Raw genomic sequence first — 25,612 nt, forward strand, 5'->3', positions numbered from 1 at the left:
AACATTAAATTTGAGTCAAAGATAGTTTGAATTCTATAAATAGAAGTATTGAAAGCAAAGCCAAACTTAACCCGCTGTCAGTGGGCTACAAAACATTCTCTAGAAGAACATTACCACGACACAGAATGGGGTGTTCCGGTGTATGACGATCAAAAATTATTTGAAATGCTATGCTTAGAAAGTGCGCAAGCCGGTTTAAGCTGGTTGACCGTTTTACAAAAAAGAAAAAATTACAAAAAAGCTTTTCAAAATTTTGACATTGTGAAAGTCGCAAGTTTCTCAGATAAAAAAGTCGAAGAACTGCTTCAAGATAAAGGTATCATAAGAAATCGACTAAAAATCAAAGCCTTTATCAATAATGCCAATTGTGTTTTAGACATTCAGAATAAATACGGAAGTCTTACTGAATTTTTATGGAGTTTTGTAAACCATCAACCTATCCAGAATGCTTTCAAATCTTCATCTGATGTCCCTGCTAAGACTGAAGTTTCTAATATAATGAGCAAAGATTTAAAGAAAAATGGGTTTAAATTTTTAGGCTCAACCACTTGTTATGCGTTTATGCAAGCAGTTGGTATGGTTAATGACCACACGACAAATTGTTTTAGATACAAAGTGATTAAATCCCTAAATCTACACCCATGACCCAACTTACTAGTAAAAAAATAATACCAATTCCAATTCTATAAAACCCATAATGCTTAAACCCATAAGCCGCGACTAACTTGATAAATATTTTAACTGCTATAAAAGCACTGATAAAGGCTACTATCACACCAATGCATAAGACTAAAATTTCATAACTCGTAAAAGAAACTGGCGTTTTATACAAATCGTAACCTGTTGCCGCAATCATAGTTGGGACAGCCAACAAAAATGAAAACTCTGTGGCTTGGGTTTTATTAAATTTATTAAACACACCACCAACAATAGTCGCTGCGGCTCGTGATGTTCCCGGAACCATTGACAAACACTGAAACAAGCCTATAAAAACCGCATTTTTTATAGGAATCCGACTTAAATCAACAACTTGTGTTTCTTTGGTAACTACTTTTTTGTCTATAAGTATCAGTATAACACCACCAATGATTAAAGCCAAGGCAACTACTGTTGGATTAAAAAGGTAACTTTTAATAACATCATAAGCCAATAACCCTATAATAGCTGTTGGAATAAAAGCTGCCATCAATTTTATATAAATGGTGATACCTTGTAAAAAACGCTTGTAATACAATCCAACAATAGCCAAAATCGCACCGATTTGAATCGATACTATAAATGTGTCTACAAAACCACCGTCTTCGGTAATACCTAATGCGGCCTTAGTTAAAATCATATGGCCTGTAGAAGAAACAGGTAAAAATTCTGTTAAGCCTTCTATAATAGCAATGACAATGCTTTCAATAATAGACATAAAGGTGATTTTGAGCGCAAAGATATTATTTTAGAAAATAGTGTTGTATGAAGCAATAAGAAAAATATCTTATATTTAAATATTAATTTTTGAAACCAACCAACATGTTTAAAATTAAAACCGAATTTAAGTGGACTATCATCTTTATTTTAATGAGTCTGTTGTGGATTTATCTCGAGAAAATAACCGGCTTGCATCATGAATATATTGAACATCATCCTATTTATACTAATCTCTACGCCATTCCAGCTATTATAATTTATGTTTTAGCTTTAAAGGAAAAAAAGAAAAAGTTTTATAACGGAAAGATGAGTTATAAAAATGCCTTTATAAGTGGGCTCATTTTAACTTTAATGATAAGCTTACTATCGCCCTTAAGTACTTATGTTTCTGTAGAATATATTTCTCCGGATTTTTTTAGTAATGCTATAGAAAAAAGTGTCGAAATCGAAATGATGACAAAGACCGAGGCACTCGAATACTTTAATACACAAAACTATATGCTTCAATCTTTAATGTTTGGACCTGTCTTTGGTATAATAACCACAGCTATTGTTTCCATTTTTGTGAGAAGCAAATCAAATTAAAAATGGCAAAAACAATTTTCTATGAAAAGCAAAATACCATTGTAGTTTGGGTGGTATGTATAATTGTATTAGCTATCATTTTAACTTTTGGTTTTTTTGGAGATAACATCACAAACGACAAGAGTGACAAAATGCCAGTATTTTTTATTTATTTAAATGCAATTTTAATTTTAACCGCTTTCCTCCTATTCTACGACATGAAAATAAATTTAACTGATCAAATTTTATCGATTAAATTTGGGATTGGTGTTTTTAAAAAGCAATTCGAACTTGAAGATATAGACCAATCTAGTATAGACCTACACAAACCTTCTATGATAAATGGTATAGGATGGCGTTATAACCTCAAAGGTGATATGTTGTTTAATACAAAATTTGGTACTGCTGTGCGATTTAAGTTGAAAAATAAAAGTAAATCTTATTCTGTAGTCACCTCAAATTATGAAGAATTAAAAGAAAAATTGATGAAAGCTAAGGAAAGTAATTCTTTAGAAAAGAGTTCATAAAGTTTCATGTTTGAGGTTGTATTTGTATTTTTAAAACTAAAACTTACTTCATGTCAAGCATCATAAAATCACAAAATCAAAATATAACTTATCTTTACCTCAACCGTCCTGAAAAGTTTAACAGCTTTAATCGTGAGATGGCCTTATCACTTCAAAAACATCTTGATGATTGTATCAGGGACAAAAATACAAGAGCTATTGTTTTGATTGGTAAAGGTAAAGCCTTTTGCGCGGGTCAAGATTTACAAGAAGTGACCAATCCTGATGAAAATCCAGGGTTTAAAAAAATTCTAGAAGAACATTACAACCCTATTGTGACCCGTATCAGAAACATCGAAATACCCGTGATTGCTGCAGTTAACGGTGTTGCTGCTGGTGCTGGTGCCAATTTAGCTTTGTGTTGTGATATTGTCGTAGCTTGCGAAAAAGCCAGTTTTATTCAAGCCTTTAGTAAAATTGGTCTGATTCCGGATAGCGGTGGCACTTATTTTCTCCCAAGACTCGTCGGTTTTCAGCGTGCTTCAGCTCTAGCCATGCTCGGTGATAAAATAGATGCTTTTGAAGCTGAACGCATGGGCATGATTTATACCTATTATTCTTCTGAAACCTTTGAAAAAGAAGTTGAAAAACTAGCCCAGCGTCTGGCCAATATGCCCACAAAAGCTTTGAGCTATATCAAAAAGGCCTTGAATCAAAGTCTTGAAAATGGCTTAGAAAACCAACTCGCTTTAGAGTCTAAATATCAAATTGCTTCTGCTCAAACCGACGATTATCAGGAAGGTGTCAATGCTTTTGTTGATAAACGACAACCTAAATTTAAGGGAAAATAAAAATAGCGGTCTTAAAACATTTTGTCATTCTGAATTTAGTTCAGAATCTGTTTTGAGACCGCTATTAGACTTATAATTTAACAGAGTCTAAGCTCTCACGTGGCCATCACCATAAACATAATATTTGTTGGTGACCAATTGTTTTAGACCTAATGGTCCTCTGTGGTGTAATTTATCTGTTGAAATAGCCAACTCAGCACCAACACCCATTTGACCGCCATCTGTAAAACGAGACGAGGCGTTGTGATAAACTGCTGCTGAATCAATTTGTTCCATAAATTGAGCCGCTTCTTCTGCATCTTCAGTAATAATTACGCTGGAATGCTTACCTGAATAGGTATTAATTTTTTCTACAGCTTCATCAAAACTTTTGACTGATGATATTAGTATTTTTAAAGCTAAAAACTCTTCAGACCATACCTCTTCATTATCGATTTTAGATTTGTCTTTAAGGATATCAGAAATCTTACCATCTGTAACAACTTCTACTTTATGAGTTTTCATCACATTTGCTAGGTCTGCAATTTTAGCCTCAAAATCAGGTAAATTTTCATTAATTAATACCTTATCTAAAGCATTGCATCCGGAAATTTTATCTGTTTTTGCATTTACGACTACTTTTACTGCTTTTTCCCAATTGGCGTGTTCAGATATGTATAGGAAGTTATTACCACGACCACTAATTAAAACAGCGCAAGCCGCATGTGTTTTTACAAATTCTATTAAACGCTCTCCGCCTCTTGGGACAATTAAGTCTAATTTTTCAGTTGGATTTCTTAAAAATTCTTGTGTTTCTTGCCTATTGATGTGCATCAATTTTATCCAATCTTTAGACAAGCCGTTTTCTTCGAGTGCTTTGTGCCAACATTCTTCTAAGATGATGTTGGAGTTTACCGCCTCTTTACCACCTTTAAGCAATATTTTGTTATTGGCTTTAAAGGCTAATACAGCCGCTTCAATGGTTACATCTGGTCGAGATTCGTAAATGATTAAAATTGTACCGAAAGGATCGGTTTTATTGACAATTTTTAAACCACTTTCCAGTGTGGTATCTGAAATCACATTTCCTACAGGGTCGTCTTGTTCTTTCACTTCTTTGATGGCTTGTATCATGCCATCAACTTTTTTGTCGTCAACGACAAGTCGATCATATAGAGCTTGATCATCTCTATTGAATGCCTCCAAATCTTTTTTGTTGGCTTTTATAATATCTTGGCGTTTATCTTCTATGATATTCATCATAGACTGTAAAACATTGTTTTTAGTTTTGGTATCTAATAATTTCATAATTTGTATTGTATTTAATTAAACAGAAAATTTAGTGCCAACTTTTTTGCCATTTAAAATATCTAAAATGATGTCTTCATCTTTACCATTAGCAATATAAGTTGGTATATTTTTACAGGCAGTTTCCTTAGCAATCCTTAATTTGGACTCCATACCACCACGACCTTCGCCTTCACCTTTTTCAGACTCCTGAACGTATTTTTCAACATTTTCGTGGACTTTTACTTCGTTTAAAAGTTTTGAACTATCGTGTTTTGGATGTCCGGTATATAAGCCATCAATATCTGTGAGCATAATCATGGTATCTGCGTTTACCAAATCTGCAACTAGACTTGCTAGTTCATCATTATCTGTAAACATAGACATAGATAGAGATACAGCATCATCTTCATTTGCAATTGGAATAATGCCTTCTTTTAAAAGCCCTTCATAACAATTAATCATGTTTTGACGGTATTTACCAGGAGCAAAATCTCTTTTGGTCGCCAAAACTTGAGCACATCGCATACCATAATCGTGAAACATCGTGTAATAATGACGCATCATTCTGGGTTGACCTACTGATGAATAAATTTGTCGTCTAACAGAAGGATTTTCTTCATCACTTCTACCCAAAACTTCTTTACCGGCAATAGCTGAACCCGAAGATACTAATATTGTAATGATATCCCGCTCATAAAGATAAGCAATTTGTCTGACTAAGTTTTTAAGTATTGGACCAACGATACGATTATTTCTATTTGTCATCACATTGGTACCAACTTTTACAACAATTCTCTTTTTAAACATAATTGTGATTTTTATTCGCCTAATTCTACAGCTCTGTTAAAAGCGGCATAAGCGGCATCTTTAATAAGTTCTTTTACATTGTTGTCATCCATTGAGTCAAGTGCAGCTCGAGTTGTACCTCCTTTTGAGGCTACTCTATCCATCCATGTTTCGGGTGTAAGGTCGGAATCATTAAAAAGAGTGACTGCGCCTTCAAAAGTACTGCTTACCAGGACTTTTGAATCGTTATCAGAAAAGCCCATTTTTTTTGCTGCTTCAAGCATAGATTGCATAAAATAGAAAATGTAGGCTGGACCACTTCCGGAAATTCCAGTAGACTTATTGATAAAGTCTTCATCTTTAACATGAATAGACTCTCCAGTAGTATCTAATAGGTTTCGAACCATTAAAAGTTCTACGCGAGAGACTGTATCTGATTCTGTAAATGATGTGACACCTTTACCAACTTTAGCAGGTAAATTGGGCATTGTCCTCACCACTTTACTGACACCTAGCAAGTCTTGAATTTTATTGATTGTTACGCCAGCCATGAGGGATACAAAAATTTGCTGGTCGTTTAGATGAGGTTTGATTTTCTCAAATAAATCTTCACAGTGATAGGGTTTTACCGCAATAAAAACGATGTCAGCATTAGGCAGACAATCTTCAATTTTTTCATAAACGTCAAATTGTTCTTCTTTTCTGAGCAATTCAATGGTTTCTTTAGACACATCGTGAATCATCAGCTTACGCCTATTGAGTAAAGAAGATTGTGCCATACCTTCAGAATAGGTTAAACCCATGTTTCCGGCACCAATAACAAGTACTTTCATATTTTTATTTTAAATATTTAAACAATTAACCACAATGATTGTGCATTGTGGGGTAATTCAATAATAAATTTGATTAACACAGGAGTTAGATACCTCTTAAGCCACGCTATTGTTAAGCTAAGATTATTTCAAAGAAACATAAATTTATATATCAACACCTGACATAACGGCATAAAAAAACCTCAGTGAACTGAGGTTTTGGTATATAGGAATTTTTTAAAGTTTTTTCATGCCTTGTTCTATCATATTATAAAACTGATCAAGTTTTGGTAATACGATTATCTTTGTACGTCTGTTTCTAGCTCTTCCTAATTTGTCATCATTAGATTCTAATGGGATATATTCTCCTCTTCCGGCTGCTACCATTCGGCTTGGATCTACCTCATATTCATTTTGAAGTACTCGTACGACAGATGTTGCTCTTTTTGTACTTAAATCCCAATTATCTTCAAAACATTCTCTAGAAATAGGCACATTATCAGTATGTCCTTCAACCATAAATTCAAAATCTGGTTTAGCTTTGATGACTTTAGCAACTTTACCTAAGACTTCTTTTGCGCGCTCTGTAAGTTGATATTGACCACTACCAAATAATAGTTTGTCAGAAATAGATACAAATACAACGCCTTTTTCGACATTGATTTGGATGTCTTCATCGTCCATATTACCTACTGCACTTTTGAGACTTGTAACTAATGCTAGAGTAACGCTGTCTTTTCGATTTATAGCATCGCGCATAGTTTTGATTTGAAGGTCTTTTTCCTTCATACTTTCAAGTGTCTTCTCTAAGTTTTCTGCACCCTTTTGTGTCAATGTAGTTAAATCGCCTTGTGTATTAATTAAAGCAGCATTAGTTTGTTTAAGTGTTTTAATCTGATCTTCATAAGAGGCTTTCATGGACTTTTTCTCGTCTTGACAGACATTTAATTTCATCGCCGTGTTATCAAGCATGGCTTTAGTATCTTTATACTTATTCTCAACTTCAGCAAATTTTTTCTTGGAAACACAAGATGTTAAAACAATGGATAACATAATTAAGCTAACAAAAATTCTCATAAATTCTAATATTTTAGGATGAATAATCAACAAAAATAATTAAATAAGGCTAATGCGTACGGAGGATTAACATTAATTTAGTGTGAACTATATCAATTTGTCATATTGTTTTTTTCCTAAAATGAAATATTCAAAAACAATTGAAAAAATAGAGTAATATTTTAGGTTTTTAAAATGTTTTTTTCGCTTCTTAATTATTTTAGGGCTGTGTTTGTAAAAAGATAAGTGTGCTCTTAAGACTGCACCAATATGCCTAAATTGACCTTTAAACAGAAATCTCACACAAGCCAAGGCATCCAGGATTAAGCGACCCAGTACAATTAAAACAAACCAGGGAGATGTCATGTTTTTTGCAATATTAAAAATTGAATTTCTAAAATTTAGAAATGTTTTTTGAGGTTGAAAAGCATTTAAAGTGCCTCCTCCTAGATGATAAACACAGGAAAGGTGAGTATACCATGCTTTAAATCCATGATTATAAGCCCGCCAACATAAGTCGATTTCTTCTTGGTGTGCAAAATACTTTTCGTCAAAAGCACCAATAGCCCAAAATACTTTACGTTTAATTGCCAAACAGGCACCGCTCGCCCAAAAAATATGTACATCCTCATCATACTGACCGTTATCTCTCTCTAAGGTATCAAATATTCTACCTCTGCAATATGGATAAGCCCAAAGGTCTAAAAATCCACCAGCTGCACCAGCATACTCGAAATATTCCGGTTTATTGTAATCCAGTATTTTAGGCTGTACAATAGCTACATCCTTTTGGTTTTTAAAAGTTTTAATAATCGGATTTAACCAATTTTTGCTCACTAAAACATCATTGTTAAGCAAAATATAGATGTCTTCTTTGATATGTTTTAAGCCTTGATTATATCCACCGGCATATCCTGCATTATAAGTATTAGATATGGTTTTAATGTTGGGATATTTGGTGTTTAAAAAAGACAATGAGTCGTCTGTCGAAGCGTTATCTACAACATAAATTTGAGCTTCTTTTGAATATTTAACTACACTGGGTAAAAAAGTTTCAAGTAGTTTTTTACCATTCCAATTTAATATAACGACAGCAATACTCAAAATTTAGTTGATGTTTGGAAACTCCTTGAGAAAAATATAGGTTTGGTTTTCATAATCGAGTTGGCAAAAGTAGTGATTTAATCCATTGGTTAGCATTAAATACTTTGCATTTAAACTTAAATTGTATCGCGCTATCTGGTCAAAAGTCTCTTGATTGATATTAACTTCAGGAGATTTGCACTCTACTATCAAATTAATATCGCCCTGAGGTTCATATACCACGATATCATAGCGCTTAGACATACCGTTAATTTCTACTTTTTTTTCTTCATTCATTAAGGATATAGAGCAACCTTTGTCTTCGATAAGAAAGTTAACACAATGTTGTCTCACCCACTCTTCAGGTGTTAGAACGATAAATTTTTTTCTTAAACGTGAATAAATCTTAATTTTACCACTGTGTTTTTGATACCTAAATTCATATTTTGGAAAATTAAGATTTTGCATTCTTTTATAATGTTTAAATTGCATGGTTTAATCTGAATAATATGGAAAACGCTGAGGCTTTACTAAAACGTCTTCAACAAAAGGATTACAAACCAATATATGTACTAATTGGCGTGGATGAAACCTATTTTGTAGATTTAATATCCAATTACATTGAGCAAAATGTACTGACTCCAGAACAAAAAGCGTTTAATCAAACCATCTTATATGGCAAAGATACAGATGTTGAAGAATTAATCAATACTGCCAAACGATATCCTATGATGGCTGAATATCAAGTGATTATTGTCAGAGAAGCTCAACAACTTAAAAACCTTGAAAAGCTTGAAACTTATGTAGAAAATCCGCAATCCACAACTATATTGGTATTGTGTTTTAAACACAAAAAAGTAGATGGACGAAAAAAGGTGTTTAAAACTATAAAAAAGAAATATGAATTTTATCAAACTGGTCGGATTTACGAAAAGCATGTCATTAGATGGATGAATAACAGCTTAAGGAAGTCTGATTATAGTATAGAGCCAAAAGCCTCTAAAATGTTATTAGAATTTCTTGGTAATAATATTTCTAATATTCATAAAGAATTAGAAAAACTCAAACAAATTTTACCGGTTTCTTCAATTATAAAACCTGAACATATCGAAGAACATGTCGGTATCAGCAAAGACTACAATAATTTTGAACTAATAAATGCCATTGGTTTAAAAGATGAATTTAAAGCTCAAAAGATAGCTAAGTATTTTACCCAAAATTCTAAAAATCATCCGCTCGTTTTAAGCTTAGGTCTTATGTTTAGCTTCTTTAATAAAGTATTGACTTATCATGCGCTGAATAATAAAAGTGAGTCTCATGCCGCAAAAGTTTTGGGTGTTCCACCTTATTTTGTAAAAGACTATATCTATGCTTCACAGAATTATAGTATGAAAGATACTACACGAGCCATAGATTTAATACGAAACGCCGATGCACAGAGCAAAGGGATAAACACTACACAAGTTAAAGACGGTGATATATTGAGAACTTTACTTGTAGAGATAATGCGGGTTTAATCCTCTTCTTGCTTTAATTTTTCTATTTCTTTAGCAACTTCTTCAGCTTTTGCGGTTTTTTGATCTGCAAGTTGCCTATTGGTTTTAGACAAATCAAAAGCTTCCTTTTGAAGTTTTGCATATTGGTCTCTGAGCTGATCTAATTTTGATTTTTTCTTAAATAGTCCAAACATAACTTTTTTATCCAAAGATATATTTTAATAATTCTTTTCTTACATTCAGCTTTAGCATTAACCTTTATTTAATTGATATCTAAAGCTTTTAGCATTTTTGATTGTTCTTTTATTATATCATCAAAAAAGTCAAAGAATTCAGTTTCAAAGCTATCGTAATGCTCTATCAGTAAAACTACAGAATCATCAAGACGTGTGGGAAACTTGGTTTTTTTGTTCATTTGACGGAGTATATGTTTTAGATCATTAATGTATTGATATCTAACTAACCAATTGTATTTAACCATTACAGGATATATTTGGTGGACTTTTTCAGGTAAATCATCCATTTTTTGATATAAAATTTCATAAAATGACTCTGCAAATTGATTTAAGTCTTGATCAGAATAAGTGTTGAAATTTTTAGCTAAAAAATGATCATAAAACATATCTACAATAACACTACTATAATGTCTAAAGCTAGGAAATAAACGCTTTTTACTTAGTCTAAAAATATAATGTGAATCGGTGTAAGTATCAATAGCACGGTGTAGAATAATCCCTTTTTTAATATCGGTTGGGAATTTTTGATACTGATTCCCGTATATAAAATCTGCTATAAAATTACCAATTTTAATATCATCGTTGAATCCTGAAAGATATATGTGAGCTAAATAATTCATAACTTAAAAGTAGAACAAAAAATAGGTTTCATCCTTATAAATTATGTATTTTTGGTTAAGTTTTGACATATATCATTTTTTAAATTTAATGTATGACGCTCATCAAATCTATTTCAGGAATTAGAGGAACCATTGGCGGTAACGTGGGTGACAACTTAACCCCAATCGATACTGTAAAATTTGCTTCAGCCTACGGTACTTGGCTAAAATCTTACCGTAAAAAAGAAACTTACAAAGTTGTAATTGGTCGTGATGCCAGACCCTCAGGTAAAATGATTCAAGAACTTGTCATTAACAGTTTAATAGGTCTAGGAATAGATGTCGTAAGCCTTGAATTGTCAACTACGCCTACTGTAGAGATGGCCGTAAAACTCGAACATGCAGATGGTGGCATCATTGTTACAGCTAGTCACAATCCCGTACAGTGGAATGCTTTAAAATTACTTAATGAAAAAGGCGAATTTTTAAACGATAAGGACGGCAAAGACATCCTCAATTTAGTAGAAACAGGAGGTTATAACTTTTCTGAAGTACAAAATCTTGGCAATAGATCAAATCATAATTCTTATATTGATTTACACATCCAGGAAATCCTGAAATTAGAAGATGTTTTAGTTGAAAAAATAAAACAACAAAAGTTTAAAGTTGTTTTAGATGCAGTTAATTCGACAGGTGGAATTTCAATTGTACCACTTTTAGAAAAACTAAATGTTGAAGTCATTAAATTATTCTGCGATCCAACGGGCGAATTTCCGCATAATCCAGAACCACTAAAAAAACATTTAACAGATTTATCCAAATCTGTGATTAAAAATAATGCTGACTTTGGCATAGCCGTAGATCCAGATGTAGACAGGTTAGCATTTATGGATGAAAAAGGAGAAATGTATGGTGAAGAATACACACTTGTTACAGTAGCAGACTATATACTGTCAAGACGTCAAGGCAATACTGTAAGTAACTTATCATCCTCTAGAGCTCTTAGGGATGTTACTGAAAAACATGGTAGCCAATATACAGCAAGTGCTGTTGGAGAAGTTAATGTGGTAAAAACAATGAAAGACACCAATGCAGTTATTGGTGGCGAAGGTAACGGCGGAATAATTTATCCTGACTTACATTATGGCAGAGATAGTTTAGTAGGTTTAGCTTTATTTTTATCCCACTTAAGCCAAAAGCAAATGAAAGTTTCAGATTTAAGAAAAACTTACCCAAGTTATTTTATGGCAAAAGAAAAAATCCAATTAACCCCACAAATAGATGTTGACCGCGTATTAAAAAAGGTGGAGAAAATGTATGAAAAAGAAAATCTCAATACTATAGATGGGGTTAAAATAGATTTTGAGAATTCTTGGGTTCATTTAAGAAAATCAAACACCGAGCCCATCATTAGGATATACACAGAAGCCCTATCTCAAGAAGAAGCAAAAAACCTGGCAAAAAAAATGATTTCAGAAATTAAAACTTTGACCTGAAGCTCGCTAGACAACAGCCTAAATTTCAATAGAACCTTTTCCTTCTCTTACTAATAATGGCTCATCAGCAGTGAGATCTATAACTGTAGAGGGTACATTATCTCCATAGCCACAATCCACCACTATATCAACCAACTTGTCCCACTTTTCTAAAATCAAACTTGGGTCGGTAGTATATTCAATCACATCATCGTCATCTTTTATAGATGTTGATACTATTGGATTGCCAAGGGCTTTTACAATCTCTAAGCTAATGCTGTGATCCGGTACACGAATGCCAACGGTTTTTTTCTTTTTAAAAACTTTAGGTAGATTGTTATTTCCTGGGAGTATAAAAGTATATGGTCCAGGCAAGTTTCTTTTTAAAATCTTAAACGTGTTTGAGTTGATTTGCGAGACATATTCTGATAAATTACTTAGACTATCACATACAAAAGACAAATTAGCTTTTTCGAGTTTAATTTGTTTGATTCGAGCAATTTTTTCAAGAGCTTTTTTGCTATTGATATCACAACCTAAGCCATAAACGGTATCCGTAGGATATATTATGAGTCCGTCATCCTTCAGCACTTTCACAATCTCTTGGATGTGTTTCTGAGATGGATTGTCTTGATAAAGTTTAATTAATTTTGCCATAATCGTTGGTTTTATTCAGGATATTCTACTCTTAAATGGTAAATATTTTTCAATTTCCCTTTTAGTATTTTCTTGATTTGTTCAATTTCTCTAAAAGTAATATCCGCATTTAAAAATTGACGATCTTCTACTTGTTTATCTATAATTTTTTCGACAAAGCTATTTATGATTTTGGTGTTAGGTTCTTTTAAACTTTTACTGGCCGCCTCGACACTATCACACATCATCAATATCGCCGTTTCTTTATTGAAAGGTTTTGGCCCCGGATATCTAAAATTGTTTTCATCTGCAGATTCCCCGTCAATTTCTTGTTGGTTTTTATAAAAATAATACACCAAGGAAGTGCCGTGATGGGTCCTGATAAAGTCAATAATTCTGTCCGGTAGTTTTTGTTTTTTTGCCATTTCAATACCATAAGCTCTATGGTTTATTATAATTCTGGCACTCTCTAAGGGTTCTAGCTCATCATGTGCTGAAACCGAAGTTTTCTGGTTTTCACTAAAATAGGTAGGTTGTTTCATCTTACCAATATCATGATATAATGCGCCAACCCTAACCAAAAGCGCATTGGCTCCAATCTCATTTGCAGAGGCCTCTGCTAGGTTAGCTACATTTAAAGAATGGTGAAATGTGCCTGGCGCAGTTTCAGCTAATTGTTTTAAAATTTTAGAATTGGTATCAGACAACTCTAAAAGAGAAAGATCAGATATTAAACCAAATACTTTTTCATAGCTGTAAATTAAGGGTTGGACAAACAATAATCCAACACCGGAAAGCAAGAATAATATAAATTTTTGACCCTCTATTTCATATATACTTCCTTCTTGAATCAAATTAAAAGCTAAGTAAGACACTAGGTAAACCAGGGTAATTTGAAATACTGATATAAAAAGATTTGCCCTTTTGTAAAGTTCAGACACCGTCAAAATAGTTACAATACCAGCAATAATTTGTAAGAACATATATTCAAAACTATTTGGCACAATAAATCCTAAGATCAATACAGTGATAACGTGAGTAAACAAACCTAAACGCGGATCAAAAAATGCCTTTAGTGTCAAGGGCAAAATACATATAGGAACCACATAGACATAGTCAGGATTAAAATGTAACACAACTAAAGATAATCCAACTATAAAAAGAATATTAAAAAAGATAAATGTAATTTTATTATTGTCTTCATATATATCTTCTCTATATTTTTTGATAAATAATAATAACATTAAAAAAGCTAATGATACGAGTAATACGTAGCCTACAATGACAGTATTTAACGAACTATCATCCCAGTCTTGGCTTTCGTATTCAGCTTTTAATGAAACTAATTTTTGGTATTTATCAGAATCTACAATTTCACCTTTACTAATGATTTTGCTTCCTTTTTTGACCGTGCCACGTGTTTGAGATATATTGTCTAATTTCTGATTTAAGCTTTTCTCTGTTAATTCTGCATTATAAAACACGTTGACTTCTGTGTTTTTAAAAAACAGCTCCATAATATTTTCTTTTAGGTCTTTGTATGGACTGTTTTCGACAGCAGCATTAATATAATTTTTAAGATCGTCTTGTTTATAAATGGCCGAAAGTAAAACCTCTTCTACTTTAGGTCCCTTTTTTAAAATAACGACTTTGTCTTCGGGAAAACGATCTTCATCTATTCGAAGACCAAATTGATATAAATCATCAAAAGTCTTCTTGACAAATTGTTTGACTCTCTTAGGATTATATTGCTCTAAAGAATCTGGTAATATATTCTTGATATCAGAGGAAAAACTTTTTTTTGCATTTCTGTAAATATTCTGATCAAATTCGTAGTATGGAGAATGGTTTTTTACAATATCATCACGTTCTTCTTTTAACTCTTCATTAGATTTCAATATGGAATAATCAAATTGGGCATAGAGATTCTCGTAAGGCCAAGGTGTGTTTTTATCTATATCGTATTTAAATTTATAGCCTTTAGGAAAAAAATAGACTATCAAGAATACGGTTAAGACCACCAAAGATATTTTATAAATATTGGCTTGATTCTTATATAGGAATTGTAGTACCTTTTTCAAAGTTGTAGAATTTAAAGCTAAAATAAGAGTTTTTTGAAAAACAATCGTCTAATGCGCTTTGATTTGAAAAAATTGTTAAATCCGATGTTTATATTTTAATCCTCTTCGATTTTATATAAATTGTATCAAAAATAATTATGGGATTTATCAAAACAAACTCAAAAGAAAATAGCAACAGTATTGAATTGTATTACGAAGATTACGGTTCTGGTCAACCTGTAATTTTAATTCACGGATGGCCATTAAGCCACAGGATGTGGGATACACAAATCAATGCTTTAGTCAATGCCGGTTTTCGGGTTATAGCTTATGATCGAAGAGGTTTTGGTCAAAGTTCAAAACCCTTTACAGGCTATGACTACAACACAATGGCTAGCGATCTCAAAGATATAATCGACCAACTCGAATTAAAAAATATTATTCTGGCAGGATTTTCTATGGGTGGTGGCGAAGTTGCAAGATATATCGGAAAATATGGAGCAGATAATGTAAGCAAGGCTATTTTAATTAGTGCTGTTACCCCGTTTCTATTAGAGACAGATAACAACAAAAACGCTGTAGATGCATCTGTATTTGATGGCATGAAAGGAGGCATAAGCAAAGACAGGGCAGACTTCTTTAAAAGTTTTGGAAAAAACTTTGTCAACTTTGAAAAATTAAATGACAAAGTAGGCTTAGCTCAGGTTGAGCTAAACTGGAGTATCGCTATGCAGGCTTCTCTAAAAGGTACTTTGGATTGTGTAGATGCTTTTGGAAAAACAGACTTTCGGGAAGATCTAAAATCATTTGACATCCCAAGCTTAGTAATACACGGTGATGATGATGCCATAGTACCTTTCGAGGTATCAGGAAAGAAAGCTTGCGATATAATAGAAAATTGTCAATTAGAGCTCATTGAAGGTGGTCCACACGGATTGTCTTTTACCCATTCCGATGAACTCAATAAAGCTATACTGAATTTCATAAAATAAATTCAAAAAAACTTTAATATAAAAAAGCGTGTAGGGATAAACTCCTACAGGCTTTTATAAAATATATAATCCTCACTATTATTTCACAATCACTTTCTTAACGAGTTCTGAACCATTCTGAATAACTTTTACAAAGTAAATACCAGTATTCAGATCGCTTACACCTAGGCTAAAAGTATTGTTGTTATTATTTTTACTGGTTTGCCTGATCAAACGTCCATTCAAATCTATCAATTGAATATTTGCGTTAGAACTATCAACAAAATCTATATTTAAGACATCTGTAGCCGGATTAGGATAGACGCTAAAGAAATCCTGTTCAAAGATTTGATTGTCTAAGGTTGTTGCAGAGCAAATATCAAGGGCCCAGTACTCTATAGTTCCCGTATTACCTATGAAGAAGTCTGTAACTCTTAAGGTCCAGGTACCATCTGTCTCTGTGCCTTCAAAGGCAGAGAGTGATTCTACAGGCTCAAAGAAACCTGTAAGGGTATCGTCACAATTTGATACATATAGTGGAATACCTCCGTCATCAAAAGTCAAATTTATTTCTTCCGTATTACAAAGGTCTCTGCTCCAAAGCTTTACTACCTGACCTCCGGGTCCTTCAAGTTCAATGTCAATATCCTGAAAATTTGTATGCGATAGTTGAACCTGAACCGATAAACTGGAAACTATATCATCCTGTGACATTGAAATAGTAGATTCTCCCGGCGTACCAGGACTAGGCCCCACAAAACCAGAACCATCGGGTATACTCGTATTTGATGTTTCTTCTGCAAATTGACAGGTAGCATTAATATTAAAAAACTTTTCATTTAGAGCAAAGAAAATATTGTCTGAGGCTCTGACCATCAATCTGCAATTGGAACCAACTATCCCGGCAGGTACTGTGATATCCTCTGAACCATCATTGGGCGTGTTGGCCAATAACACTTGATCGAATGAGATACCGCCATTAGTAGATACCAGAATATCAACTTCAGCGGCATCAACACCATTGGCATCAGTACCTGCAACATCCCAGGTTATTGTTTCTGTATCGCCCAGGTTCCATACAATTCCGTCCTGATCCTGAGATGTCACCTTAAATGGCCCTGTACCTGCGACAACGGATAAGCTCACAAGATCCTGTTCACTCTGACCACCCAGAGGATTATTATCTCTCACGGTTACAACAAAATCCATATCTCTCGCAACATTTGGAAGAACTTCCCAGGTTGTTTGAAGCTGATTATTTAATAGGGTTTCCATTCTTGGAAAATATCTTGAAGGACTTGTTGTCGGTGCAAAACCTCTGAACATTGGGCCCACGGATGTTGAAGAAGACGGTGGTTGTGTTGCAATTTGATTATCAAATTGCTCCCAGGTGTAGGTTAAAAAATCTCCATCAGGGTCTGAAGCCTGTGCCTCTAAAACAAAAGCCGTTCTCCTTGGAATTAAATAATCTGCCCCAGGTGTAACAGAAGGTGGTGTATTTGCAATATTAGCAGTCTGTGCACAGTTTGTTGTCGTCATTCGGTTAAACATCTGAATCAAACTGGAAGAATGGTAATGATCCAGATTATCTCCTATAACATTAGGATTACAAATACCGGCGTAAGACATAATTGTAACACCGCTGCCAATTTCATAAACCGAATTGTCAGACCTGTTACCATTACAAGGATTGTTAAAGGTATGAGGCGCGCCAAATTGGTGTCCGATTTCATGGGCAAAAGTCAAGTCTATGCCGTCTCCAACGGGCACTGAGGAGCCCGAGACACCACCGGCTTTTATGCTGTCGTTACACAAACTATTTAAAAAAGCAACTCCACCACCAATTGTTGTTAGAACATGACCGATATCGTAATTATTGTCTCCTATGAATGGGGGTAAAAATGCATTGTGTTCACCTAAGATAACACCTGTACTGTTTGTATCAGAATAAGGATCTGTTGCAGGATCTAAAAATATAATATTATCTATATTTGGTATGAATTGTAGGTTGACAGCTATTTCATTCTCAAGTATCCCATTAACTCTGTCTAAAGAAACAGTCATTGCTGAAAGAACGGCAGCCTTTTGCTGAGTTGTTGTTCCAGAAGAAACACCAGCCTGGTTAATGTGGTACAAAGAATATTCAGCAGTCGTTGCACAAGCAAATCTGTATGTTCTGAATGTAGAATCTTCTATAGTAAGTTCATCTGTTTCCGGTGAGTAACCCATTGCCTCCATAGCCTGGTTTTCTGCCTGATTTTCAAAATCACATGTGAATTGAGGGAATGTTGCATCCTTCATATTGAAAACTTTATAGAAGCCACCGTTTCTGGTGTAAGGATTGATATACACTGAACCTTTAGAACTAAATATTTTAGCGTATACGCCATGTGGCGTAACTGTTACTCTTACCCTATCTGAATTATCACCTCTGTGTTTACCCAGATAAGATTTGATCATAGGATAATTTGTAGCCAAATCCGGATGTAAAGTCTGTACTTCAAACATTTCAAATACACCAAATTTATTCTGGGCATAAGGAATCTCGATCAATACATTGGAATTATCTTTTTCAAAGCGCATAGGTGCCTGTAGTAAAGTATTCTTCAAAGATTGCTCATTCAATTGAAATACACTAAAATCAGAAACCTGTGTTTCATAATATACAAGATCTTCATTATCGATTGCATTAATGTTTTTTAGACTCCAGTGATTAGACTGGGAATAAGCTATTGTTGATAAAATAATCGTGATAGCTAAAATTACATTTCTCATATTAAACTTTTTTGTAAATATACAAATAGACCAAAAAAAAGCTGCAAAACATGCAGCTTTTTGTTATTAAATTAAGTATTTGGAACTTATCTTATGATCAATTTACTCACGAATTTACCATTATCATTATTAACTTCGACAAGGTAAACGCCTCTTTGGTATTCATTTTGAAGCTCGACCCTTAAAGAGGTATTGTTTGAATTTGGTATGATAGATTCTATAAGTCTTCCGCGGATATCAAAAATTGAAATAGTTGAATCATTACCTAATGGCTGATTAAAATTCAAATTGAAGATTCCATCGTTAGGGTTCGGTGAAATTGAAAATTCATTGAATTGATTATCCTCAACCGAGAAGGTTGTTGAGCAAATTTCGATATCCCAGGAGTTAAGTGTACCCACATCACCATTAAAAAAGTCAGCAAACTGCAATGTCCAATCACCACTTGTTCCATTTGAAAATACCGTCAATAAGTCATCATCCGGATCTACCGGGGCAAATACGCCTGTTGGACCGGGACCCGGTGACGGACCGCAGTCAGTGCCTGGCGCAGGTAAAGCTGCACCATTATCATTAAAAGTAATAACAAAACTGTCCTCGTTATCACAATTTCTCGCCCAAAGAGAGACTATTTCACTACTCGGACTAGCCAATTGAAAAACCATATCCTGAATATAAGTGTGTGATACGTCGAGTGTCACGTTAACGTCATCTATATTAGTTATGTCAGATGGAATATTGATAACGCTGGTTACCAAAGGGCCTTGCTGATTCGGGCCAGCGCCATCAGGGATGGCTACAGCATTATTATTAGCAAAATTATCACAATTCACGGATACATTGGAGTCTATTGCAAATGTCGTTTGATTAACTGCGTAATACACGTTATCTACTGGTTCTACAAGAATTCTGCAAAATGGAGCCTGTAACGTTGGGACTACAATGTCCTCTGTTCCATCATTTGGTGTATTTGCAGCTAAAGTGGTATTAAAAGTGATTCCACCGTCAGTAGACAATAAGATATTGACGTTGCTTGTATTTATTCCATTGGCGTCGGTACCTGCAACATCCCATGTAATTGTTCTTGTTTCTCCGGGCAACCAGTTAATATTGGTTGTGTTTTGAGAGGTAACCTGAAATGGTCCAACGTTTGCAAAATTGACAATTACGACGTCTCTTGAAGATTGACCTACATTAATATTGTTGTCTCTCACCGTTACAGCAAAATTCATAGTTCTTGCTACCGTAGGTATAACTTCCCAGGTTGGTGCCAGATTTCCACTTAAAACAGAGTTAAACTCAGGGAAATAGCGTCTGGAATCACTGGAAGAAGGTAAAGATCTAAAACTAGGTCCTGTAGTAGATGTCGGGGATGGCGTTTGCTCTTGACCGTTAGGAAATGCTATCCCGTTGTTTATTTGCTCCCAGTTATATGTCAATGCATCATTCTCAGCATCAGTTGCCGTTACATCAAGATAGAAAGCTGTTCCATTTGGAATCGTATAATCCGGTACCGGAGTGATAGTTGGTGCACTATTAGGCTGTCCTGTAAGAGCTGCGCAGCCGGAACCATTTCCAATTGAAATGTTTTGGTAAATCTGATTGATGCTTATCTGATGAAAATGCGCATCACTATTGCTCTGTACATTTGGCGGACATATACCTGCATAGGCCATAATTGTGCTGCCGCTTCCCGGCTCAACAGCTACTGCATCACTTCTTGCACCGCCACAAAAGTTATTAAATGTATGCTGCGCACCAAACTGATGCCCTATTTCATGACTCACATAATCAACATCATAAGGATCGCCCACAGGAGCAACTCCACCTGTCGCACCACGGGCTTTTGCTCCTGGCACACATAAGCTTCCTAAAGCAGCTACGCCACCACCTGGTGCCGTACTTACAATATGTCCTATATCATAATTAGCTGATTGAATGACATTATCAATTGTGGTTTGGTTTTCACCAAGCATTGCAAAAACGTCAAGATTAGTGTAGGGATCCGTATTCCCGTTCAAGAATATAATCTGGTCATTGTTTGCGACCAATTGCATTGTAGAGCCAAGATCTCTCTCATAGATTGAATTAACTCTGTCGACGGTCACAGTTATAGCAGCGAGAACAGCAGCTATTTGTTGTGTGGTTGTTCCTCCGCCGACACCAGCTTGATTTATATGATATTGAGAATACTCACCAGTTGCCGCAACCGCGAGCCTGTAAGTTCTTAAATTACTGTCATCTACTGTATAAGTTTGGTTTTCTGTTGCTGATGTTTGATTTGCTATTAAGTCTGATTGATTATGAAAAAGACAACCGGCCTGAGTAAGATCAGAAGTACTCGATTTTAAAAACATAGCATAATAATCACTGGATTTATCAAGCGGATTTATGAATACCTGTCCTACATCAGGTTTTAATACCATTCCATAAAATCCGTAGGGCGTAATGGTTATTCTTAACACGCTACCGTCGCTCTTATCAGATCTTCTACCTATAAAAGAGTGTATGTCAGGATAGTTTGAAGAAAGAACAGGCGAAAGTGTCTTTACTCTGAATATTTCATAAGTTTCAAAATCACCATTGAAATTTGGAATTTTAAGCTCAACATTACTATTTGAAAAATCTTCCCTGTAAGGTGCAGAAATAATTGAAGACAAAACTTCTGATTTGCTCATTTGAAAGTATGAAGCATTTTTGATGGTTATATCATATTCAATAATTTCACTTTCATCTATTTTTATATCCTTATAATCGATCCCCTTCCAAGGGTTTTTTTGAGCATAAGTAGTTGAAAATAAAAAACATAGTAAAAATAATTTTAGTAAATTTTTAATCATGGTCCTGCTGATATTGTTAAGTTTAAATTAATTTTTATTCACAAATTAAGGTTTTTTTTTGCTAAAATCATAATATTGAGACATCAAATTTAAAAATTTAAAATTATGAGAAAATTATTACTGATATGTTTTATCACTGTATTTGCCGGTGTAAGTGCTCAGGTACAAACACCACAACCCAGTCCTTCTGTACAACTGAAACAGGTTGTGGGACTAACCAACTTTGAAATTAATTACTCAAGTCCATCAATGAGAGGAAGAGAAATTTTTGGTGATCTGGTTCCATTTGAAAAACTCTGGAGAACGGGAGCCAATAAGAATACCACCATTAGTTTTGATGACAATATCGTTTTTGGTGGTGTTGAAGTTGAAGCCGGAGAATATGCGATCTTTTCAGAGCCGGGAGAGCGAGAGTGGAAAATTTACCTTTATAAAAATACAGAAAACTGGGGAACACCTAGGGAGTGGAATGAAGAGTTGATCGCCGCAAGCGCTATGGTAGAAGCCATAAACGTAGAACCTGCATTTGAATCATTCACTATAAGTTTTGGCCATTTCACAAAAGATTCTGCACACCTGATCATGACCTGGGCAAATACTTCAACTCATATACTTATTGAAGTGCCTTCCGATAAAAAAGTTATGAAAAGTATAGAGATGAGCATGAAGGATCCTACGCCTGCAGACCTTTACAGTGCTGCAGTTTATTTTTTAGAAACAGACAGAGACATCAACAAAGCTAAAAAGTGGATTGATCAGGCTATGGATGCTCGTGATGACAAACCATACTGGATGTTAAGACAGCAATCTCTTATATATGCTAAAGCGGGAGAAAAAAATATGGCTATAAAATTAGCTCAGCAATCACTAGAAGCAGCACAGAAAGCCAGAAATGCAGATTATGTCAAAATGAATAAAGAATCTTTGAAAGAATGGGGAGCCTATTAATTAAAATTAAATAAGATATTGATTATCAGCCCTATCAATCATATGATAGGGCGTTTTTTAATTATAAATTGCCACTTTTAAATATTTGCTTTAAAATTATTGTGATTTGTTTATGAAAGCCTATATTTGTGCGATTTTTTAGACACACCTAATTTTATACAAATGCACAATAAAGGACTTATAAGATTATTTGCCATTTTATTTGGTTTAGTATGTATTTATCAGCTATCCTACACATACATCGCTAGTCAAATAGAAAATAATGCTGAAAAATTTGCGCAAGCTGAAATCTCTGAAAATCAAAAGAATTATGCCGATCTCAGAGAAGAAAAAGTTAAGGTTTACTTAGATTCTGTCAAAAACGAGCCTTATTTCATAGGTATCACATACGAAGATGCTAAAAATAAAGAACTTAATAAAGGACTTGATTTAAAGGGTGGTATCAACGTGATACTTCAAATATCGGTTAAAGATATTTTGAGAAATTTAGCCAATGGTTCAGATGATCCCAGTTTCGTTAAAGCCTTAAATGAAGCTTCTCAGCAACAAAAAAATAGTCAAGATCCTTATGTTGATTTATTCTTTGAGGCCTTTGATAATATTCAGGGTGCCAAGTTAGCTTCACCTAATATATTTGCAAACAAAGATCTATCTGATGATATCAATCTTAATATGACCAATGAACAGGTCAAACCCATTATCCGCAGAAAGATAGATGAAAGTATTGTTTCGGCCTTCGAAGTCATTCGCGAACGAATTGATAAATTTGGGGTTACACAACCTAACATTCAAAGACTTGGAGATTCTGGTAGAATCCTTGTAGAACTTCCTGGAGCCAAAGATATCAGTAGAATTCAAAAACTTTTACAAAGTACAGCGCAACTTGAGTTTTGGGAAGTATATCAGGTCGGCGATCTCATTGAATTTTTTGTCGAAGCCGATAAAATTGCTGCTCAAAATATCGCTATTCAAGATTCTATTAACAATCCAGAAAAAGAAAAAGTAGAAACGCAATCAGATTCCACACAAACCGATCAAGACTTAGATGAATTATTGGATAGTAGTGAAGATGCTGAAGATGAAGAGAATGAACTCAGCAAAACCAACCCTCTTTTTGCAAAATTACAATTGTCCCAAAATAGACAATCTGCTATTTTAGGTGTTGCAAGAATAAATGATACCGCAGTTGTAAATTCTTATCTTAGAAACGAAAAAGCAAGGAACCTCCTGAAAAGTGAAAAACGCTTTCTTGAATTCAAATGGGGAAAACCAGCTAAAGGAAGTGAAGTTATAGAATTATATGCGATAAAAGGTAATCGTAAAGATAAACCTCAATTAAGTGGTTCTGTGATTGTAGATGCTAATCAAACCTATACTCAAACCGGAGAAATTGTTGTCAGCATGAAAATGAATGGTCGTGGTTCTCAAATTTGGGAAGAAATGACCACAAAAGCTTACGAAAACCAGACACAAATTGCAATTGTACTTGACAATATTGTTTACTCTGCACCTGGAGTCTCAAACGGTCCAATCACCGGTGGGAATAGCCAGATCAGTGGTGATTTTACTATCACAGAAGCCAAAGATTTAGCTAACGTATTAAGAGCAGGTAAACTCCCGGCTTCAGCAGATATTATTCAGAGTGAAATCGTGGGACCGTCATTAGGTCAAGAGGCTATCGATAGTGGTATAAACTCATTTTTGATTGCCTTAGTACTTGTTCTGCTATGGATGGTATTTTATTATGGCAAAGCTGGAATCTATGCAGATATTGCTCTGATTGTAAATATCGTTTTTATTTTTGGTGTTCTGGCTGGCCTCAAAGCTGTATTAACACTTCCCGGTATCGCAGGTATCGTATTAACAATAGGTATGTCTGTAGATGCCAACGTCCTGATATTTGAACGTATCAAAGAAGAACTCGCCGCTGGTAAAGCTCAATATGATGCTATAAAAGATGGTTTTAAAAATGCCTTATCATCTATTTTAGATGCCAATATCACAACTGGATTAACTGGTCTGATTTTACTACTTTTTGGAACAGGTCCAATCAAAGGGTTTGCCACTACCCTACTCATTGGTATTTTGACCTCTTTATTTACTGCAATTTTTATAACGCGACTATTTTTAGATAATTATGGCAAAAACAATAATGCTCTTGCGTTCTCAACTGCGGCAACTAAGAATTTTCTTAAAGATGTCTTCGTAAACTTTTTGTCTAAACGAAAAGTAGCCTACATATTTTCTGGTGCACTAATTCTAGTTAGCATATTTTTATTATCAACAAAAGGATTAAATCAAGGTGTCGACTTTGTTGGTGGACGAACTTATACAGTTAGGTTTGATCAGGCTGTAAACGCCAACGAACTTGAAGGTGTCTTAATTGAAGAATTAGGGAGTGCTGATATTAAAACTTTTGGTTCTGATAATCAAGTTAAAGTTACGACCAACTACAAAGTTGATGAAGAAGGAATTGAAATCGATGAAGAAATTGTCTCCAAAATGTACAGTGCATTTCAACCCTATTTACCTGATGGTTTAACATTAGACAATTTTTCTCTAGCCGAAGGCAGTGATTCTGAATATGGTATTATGTCTTCGATGAAAGTTGGACCAACCATTGCTGACGACATTAAGGAAGCTTCATTTTATGCAATTATAGGATCACTTATCGTGGTTTTTCTCTATATTTTAATTCGCTTTAGACGCTGGCAATTTAGTGTTGGTGCAGTTGTAGCTGTTATTCATGATACCTTAATTGTTCTTGGTATTTTCTCTGCATTATATGGATTTATGCCATTTAGTTTAGAAATTGATCAGGCTTTTATTGCTGCTATTCTAACTGTTATAGGTTACTCATTAAATGACACCGTTGTTGTGTTTGACAGAATAAGAGAATATTATAATATTCATCCAAAATGGAATTTATTCAAGATCATCAACGTTGGTGCTAGTTCTACATTGAGTCGTACTTTAAATACGTCTTTCACAACACTTGTTGTGCTTCTTGCCATATTTATTTTTGGTGGAGATAGCATCCGTGGATTTATGTTTGCTCTAATTATTGGTGTCATCGTAGGAACGTATTCATCAGTATTTATCGCAACACCTATTATGTTTGATACAAGCAGTAGAACAAAAATTGACCTTTCTGATAAGAATGCTAAAAAAGAAGATGACGAAGTTGATGAAAAAGCTAAAGCTTAATACTATTTAATTAATTTGAAGAAATT

The 25,612-nt window shown here is 34.3% G+C and carries 22 protein-coding genes; 9 read left to right on the forward strand and 13 right to left on the reverse strand.

Annotated features, from left to right (window positions below; all coding sequences use genetic code 11):
• Positions 1-48: 48 nt before the first annotated feature.
• Positions 49-645 (forward strand): DNA-3-methyladenine glycosylase I, encoded by a 597-nt coding sequence (locus tag FCN74_RS07435; protein ID WP_138931972.1) that lies wholly within the window; start codon positions 49-51, stop codon positions 643-645.
• Here FCN74_RS07435 and FCN74_RS07440 read toward each other — a convergent pair.
• Positions 620-1,414, reverse strand: a complete 795-nt coding sequence (locus FCN74_RS07440) for an undecaprenyl-diphosphate phosphatase (protein WP_138931973.1) — start codon at positions 1,412-1,414, stop codon at positions 620-622. The genes FCN74_RS07435 and FCN74_RS07440 overlap by 26 nt on opposite strands.
• A 104-nt stretch (positions 1,415-1,518) precedes the next feature.
• Here FCN74_RS07440 and FCN74_RS07445 point away from each other — a divergent pair, with 104 nt between their 5' ends.
• Genes FCN74_RS07445 through FCN74_RS07455 form a run of 3 tightly spaced genes read left to right on the forward strand, consistent with a single transcriptional unit; the run spans position 1,519 to position 3,337 of the window.
• Entirely contained in the window at positions 1,519-2,001 is a 483-nt protein-coding gene (locus FCN74_RS07445) for a DUF4199 domain-containing protein (protein ID WP_138931974.1), read from the forward strand.
• A 2-nt stretch (positions 2,002-2,003) separates the two neighbouring features.
• Entirely contained in the window at positions 2,004-2,507 is a 504-nt protein-coding gene (locus tag FCN74_RS07450; RefSeq protein ID WP_138931975.1) for a hypothetical protein, read from the forward strand.
• 50 nt (positions 2,508-2,557) lie between these two features.
• The gene (locus FCN74_RS07455; protein ID WP_138931976.1) at positions 2,558-3,337 is read left to right on the forward strand and encodes an enoyl-CoA hydratase-related protein; all 780 of its coding nucleotides are present in this window, start codon (positions 2,558-2,560) and stop codon (positions 3,335-3,337) included.
• Positions 3,338-3,424: 87 nt separating this feature from the next.
• Here FCN74_RS07455 and FCN74_RS07460 read toward each other — a convergent pair whose 3' ends face one another.
• From FCN74_RS07460 to FCN74_RS07485, 6 genes are all read right to left on the reverse strand, one after another.
• On the reverse strand, positions 3,425-4,624 hold the full coding sequence (locus FCN74_RS07460; RefSeq protein ID WP_138931977.1) for a glutamate-5-semialdehyde dehydrogenase: 1,200 nt from the start codon (positions 4,622-4,624) through the stop codon (positions 3,425-3,427).
• A gap of 18 nt (positions 4,625-4,642) precedes the next feature.
• Positions 4,643-5,413, reverse strand: coding sequence for a glutamate 5-kinase (gene proB, locus FCN74_RS07465; RefSeq protein ID WP_138931978.1), 771 nt, complete (start codon positions 5,411-5,413; stop codon positions 4,643-4,645).
• An 11-nt stretch (positions 5,414-5,424) separates the two neighbouring features.
• Positions 5,425-6,225 carry a pyrroline-5-carboxylate reductase gene (gene proC / locus FCN74_RS07470; protein WP_138931979.1) on the reverse strand — a complete coding sequence of 267 codons (801 nt, stop codon included), beginning with the start codon at positions 6,223-6,225 and terminating at the stop codon, positions 5,425-5,427.
• A gap of 216 nt (positions 6,226-6,441) precedes the next feature.
• Entirely contained in the window at positions 6,442-7,281 is an 840-nt protein-coding gene (locus FCN74_RS07475; protein WP_138931980.1) for an OmpA/MotB family protein, read from the reverse strand.
• 87 nt (positions 7,282-7,368) lie between these two features.
• Complete coding sequence (locus FCN74_RS07480; RefSeq protein ID WP_138931981.1) at positions 7,369-8,364, reverse strand: glycosyltransferase family 2 protein; 996 nt, start codon at positions 8,362-8,364, stop codon at positions 7,369-7,371.
• Between the two features lie 3 nt (positions 8,365-8,367).
• Entirely contained in the window at positions 8,368-8,811 is a 444-nt protein-coding gene (locus FCN74_RS07485; RefSeq protein WP_138932400.1) for a type I restriction enzyme HsdR N-terminal domain-containing protein, read from the reverse strand.
• A 41-nt stretch (positions 8,812-8,852) separates the two neighbouring features.
• Between FCN74_RS07485 and holA the strand changes: the two genes are divergently transcribed.
• Positions 8,853-9,860 (forward strand): DNA polymerase III subunit delta, encoded by a 1,008-nt coding sequence (gene holA, locus FCN74_RS07490; RefSeq protein WP_138931982.1) that lies wholly within the window; start codon positions 8,853-8,855, stop codon positions 9,858-9,860.
• Here holA and FCN74_RS07495 read toward each other — a convergent pair.
• Positions 9,857-10,048 carry a Lacal_2735 family protein gene (locus FCN74_RS07495; protein WP_317128776.1) on the reverse strand — a complete coding sequence of 64 codons (192 nt, stop codon included), beginning with the start codon at positions 10,046-10,048 and terminating at the stop codon, positions 9,857-9,859. The genes holA and FCN74_RS07495 overlap by 4 nt on opposite strands.
• Before the next feature lie 53 nt (positions 10,049-10,101).
• Entirely contained in the window at positions 10,102-10,695 is a 594-nt protein-coding gene (locus tag FCN74_RS07500) for an acyl carrier protein phosphodiesterase (RefSeq protein WP_138931983.1), read from the reverse strand.
• Between the two features lie 92 nt (positions 10,696-10,787).
• On the opposite strand from FCN74_RS07500, the gene glmM reads away from it, so the two are divergent.
• Positions 10,788-12,170: a phosphoglucosamine mutase gene (gene glmM, locus FCN74_RS07505; RefSeq protein WP_138931984.1), complete on the forward strand. Its 1,383-nt coding sequence runs from the start codon at positions 10,788-10,790 to the stop codon at positions 12,168-12,170.
• Positions 12,171-12,188: 18 nt separating this feature from the next.
• Here the strand turns inward: glmM and FCN74_RS07510 are convergent, their stop codons facing one another.
• A complete protein-coding gene (locus tag FCN74_RS07510) occupies positions 12,189-12,806 on the reverse strand; it encodes an L-threonylcarbamoyladenylate synthase (RefSeq protein WP_138931985.1) in 618 nt (205 codons plus the stop codon).
• Positions 12,807-12,817: 11 nt separating this feature from the next.
• Positions 12,818-14,866 carry an HD family phosphohydrolase gene (locus FCN74_RS07515; protein ID WP_138931986.1) on the reverse strand — a complete coding sequence of 683 codons (2,049 nt, stop codon included), beginning with the start codon at positions 14,864-14,866 and terminating at the stop codon, positions 12,818-12,820.
• A 137-nt stretch (positions 14,867-15,003) separates the two neighbouring features.
• Here FCN74_RS07515 and FCN74_RS07520 point away from each other — a divergent pair, with 137 nt between their 5' ends.
• The gene (locus tag FCN74_RS07520) at positions 15,004-15,837 is read left to right on the forward strand and encodes an alpha/beta fold hydrolase (protein ID WP_138931987.1); all 834 of its coding nucleotides are present in this window, start codon (positions 15,004-15,006) and stop codon (positions 15,835-15,837) included.
• 78 nt (positions 15,838-15,915) lie between these two features.
• Here FCN74_RS07520 and FCN74_RS07525 read toward each other — a convergent pair whose 3' ends face one another.
• Positions 15,916-18,591, reverse strand: a complete 2,676-nt coding sequence (locus tag FCN74_RS07525; RefSeq protein ID WP_138931988.1) for a zinc-dependent metalloprotease — start codon at positions 18,589-18,591, stop codon at positions 15,916-15,918.
• Between the two features lie 86 nt (positions 18,592-18,677).
• The gene (locus FCN74_RS07530) at positions 18,678-21,431 is read right to left on the reverse strand and encodes a zinc-dependent metalloprotease (protein ID WP_138931989.1); all 2,754 of its coding nucleotides are present in this window, start codon (positions 21,429-21,431) and stop codon (positions 18,678-18,680) included.
• A 105-nt stretch (positions 21,432-21,536) separates the two neighbouring features.
• On the opposite strand from FCN74_RS07530, the gene FCN74_RS07535 reads away from it, so the two are divergent.
• Together FCN74_RS07535 and secDF are read left to right on the forward strand one after the other, a co-directional pair.
• Positions 21,537-22,379, forward strand: coding sequence for a DUF2911 domain-containing protein (locus tag FCN74_RS07535; RefSeq protein WP_138931990.1), 843 nt, complete (start codon positions 21,537-21,539; stop codon positions 22,377-22,379).
• 162 nt (positions 22,380-22,541) lie between these two features.
• The gene (gene secDF / locus FCN74_RS07540) at positions 22,542-25,586 is read left to right on the forward strand and encodes a protein translocase subunit SecDF (protein ID WP_138931991.1); all 3,045 of its coding nucleotides are present in this window, start codon (positions 22,542-22,544) and stop codon (positions 25,584-25,586) included.
• Positions 25,587-25,612: the final 26 nt, after the last annotated feature.

Source organism: Mesohalobacter halotolerans (assembly GCF_006120725.1).
Lineage (GTDB): Bacteria > Bacteroidota > Bacteroidia > Flavobacteriales > Flavobacteriaceae > Psychroflexus > Psychroflexus halotolerans.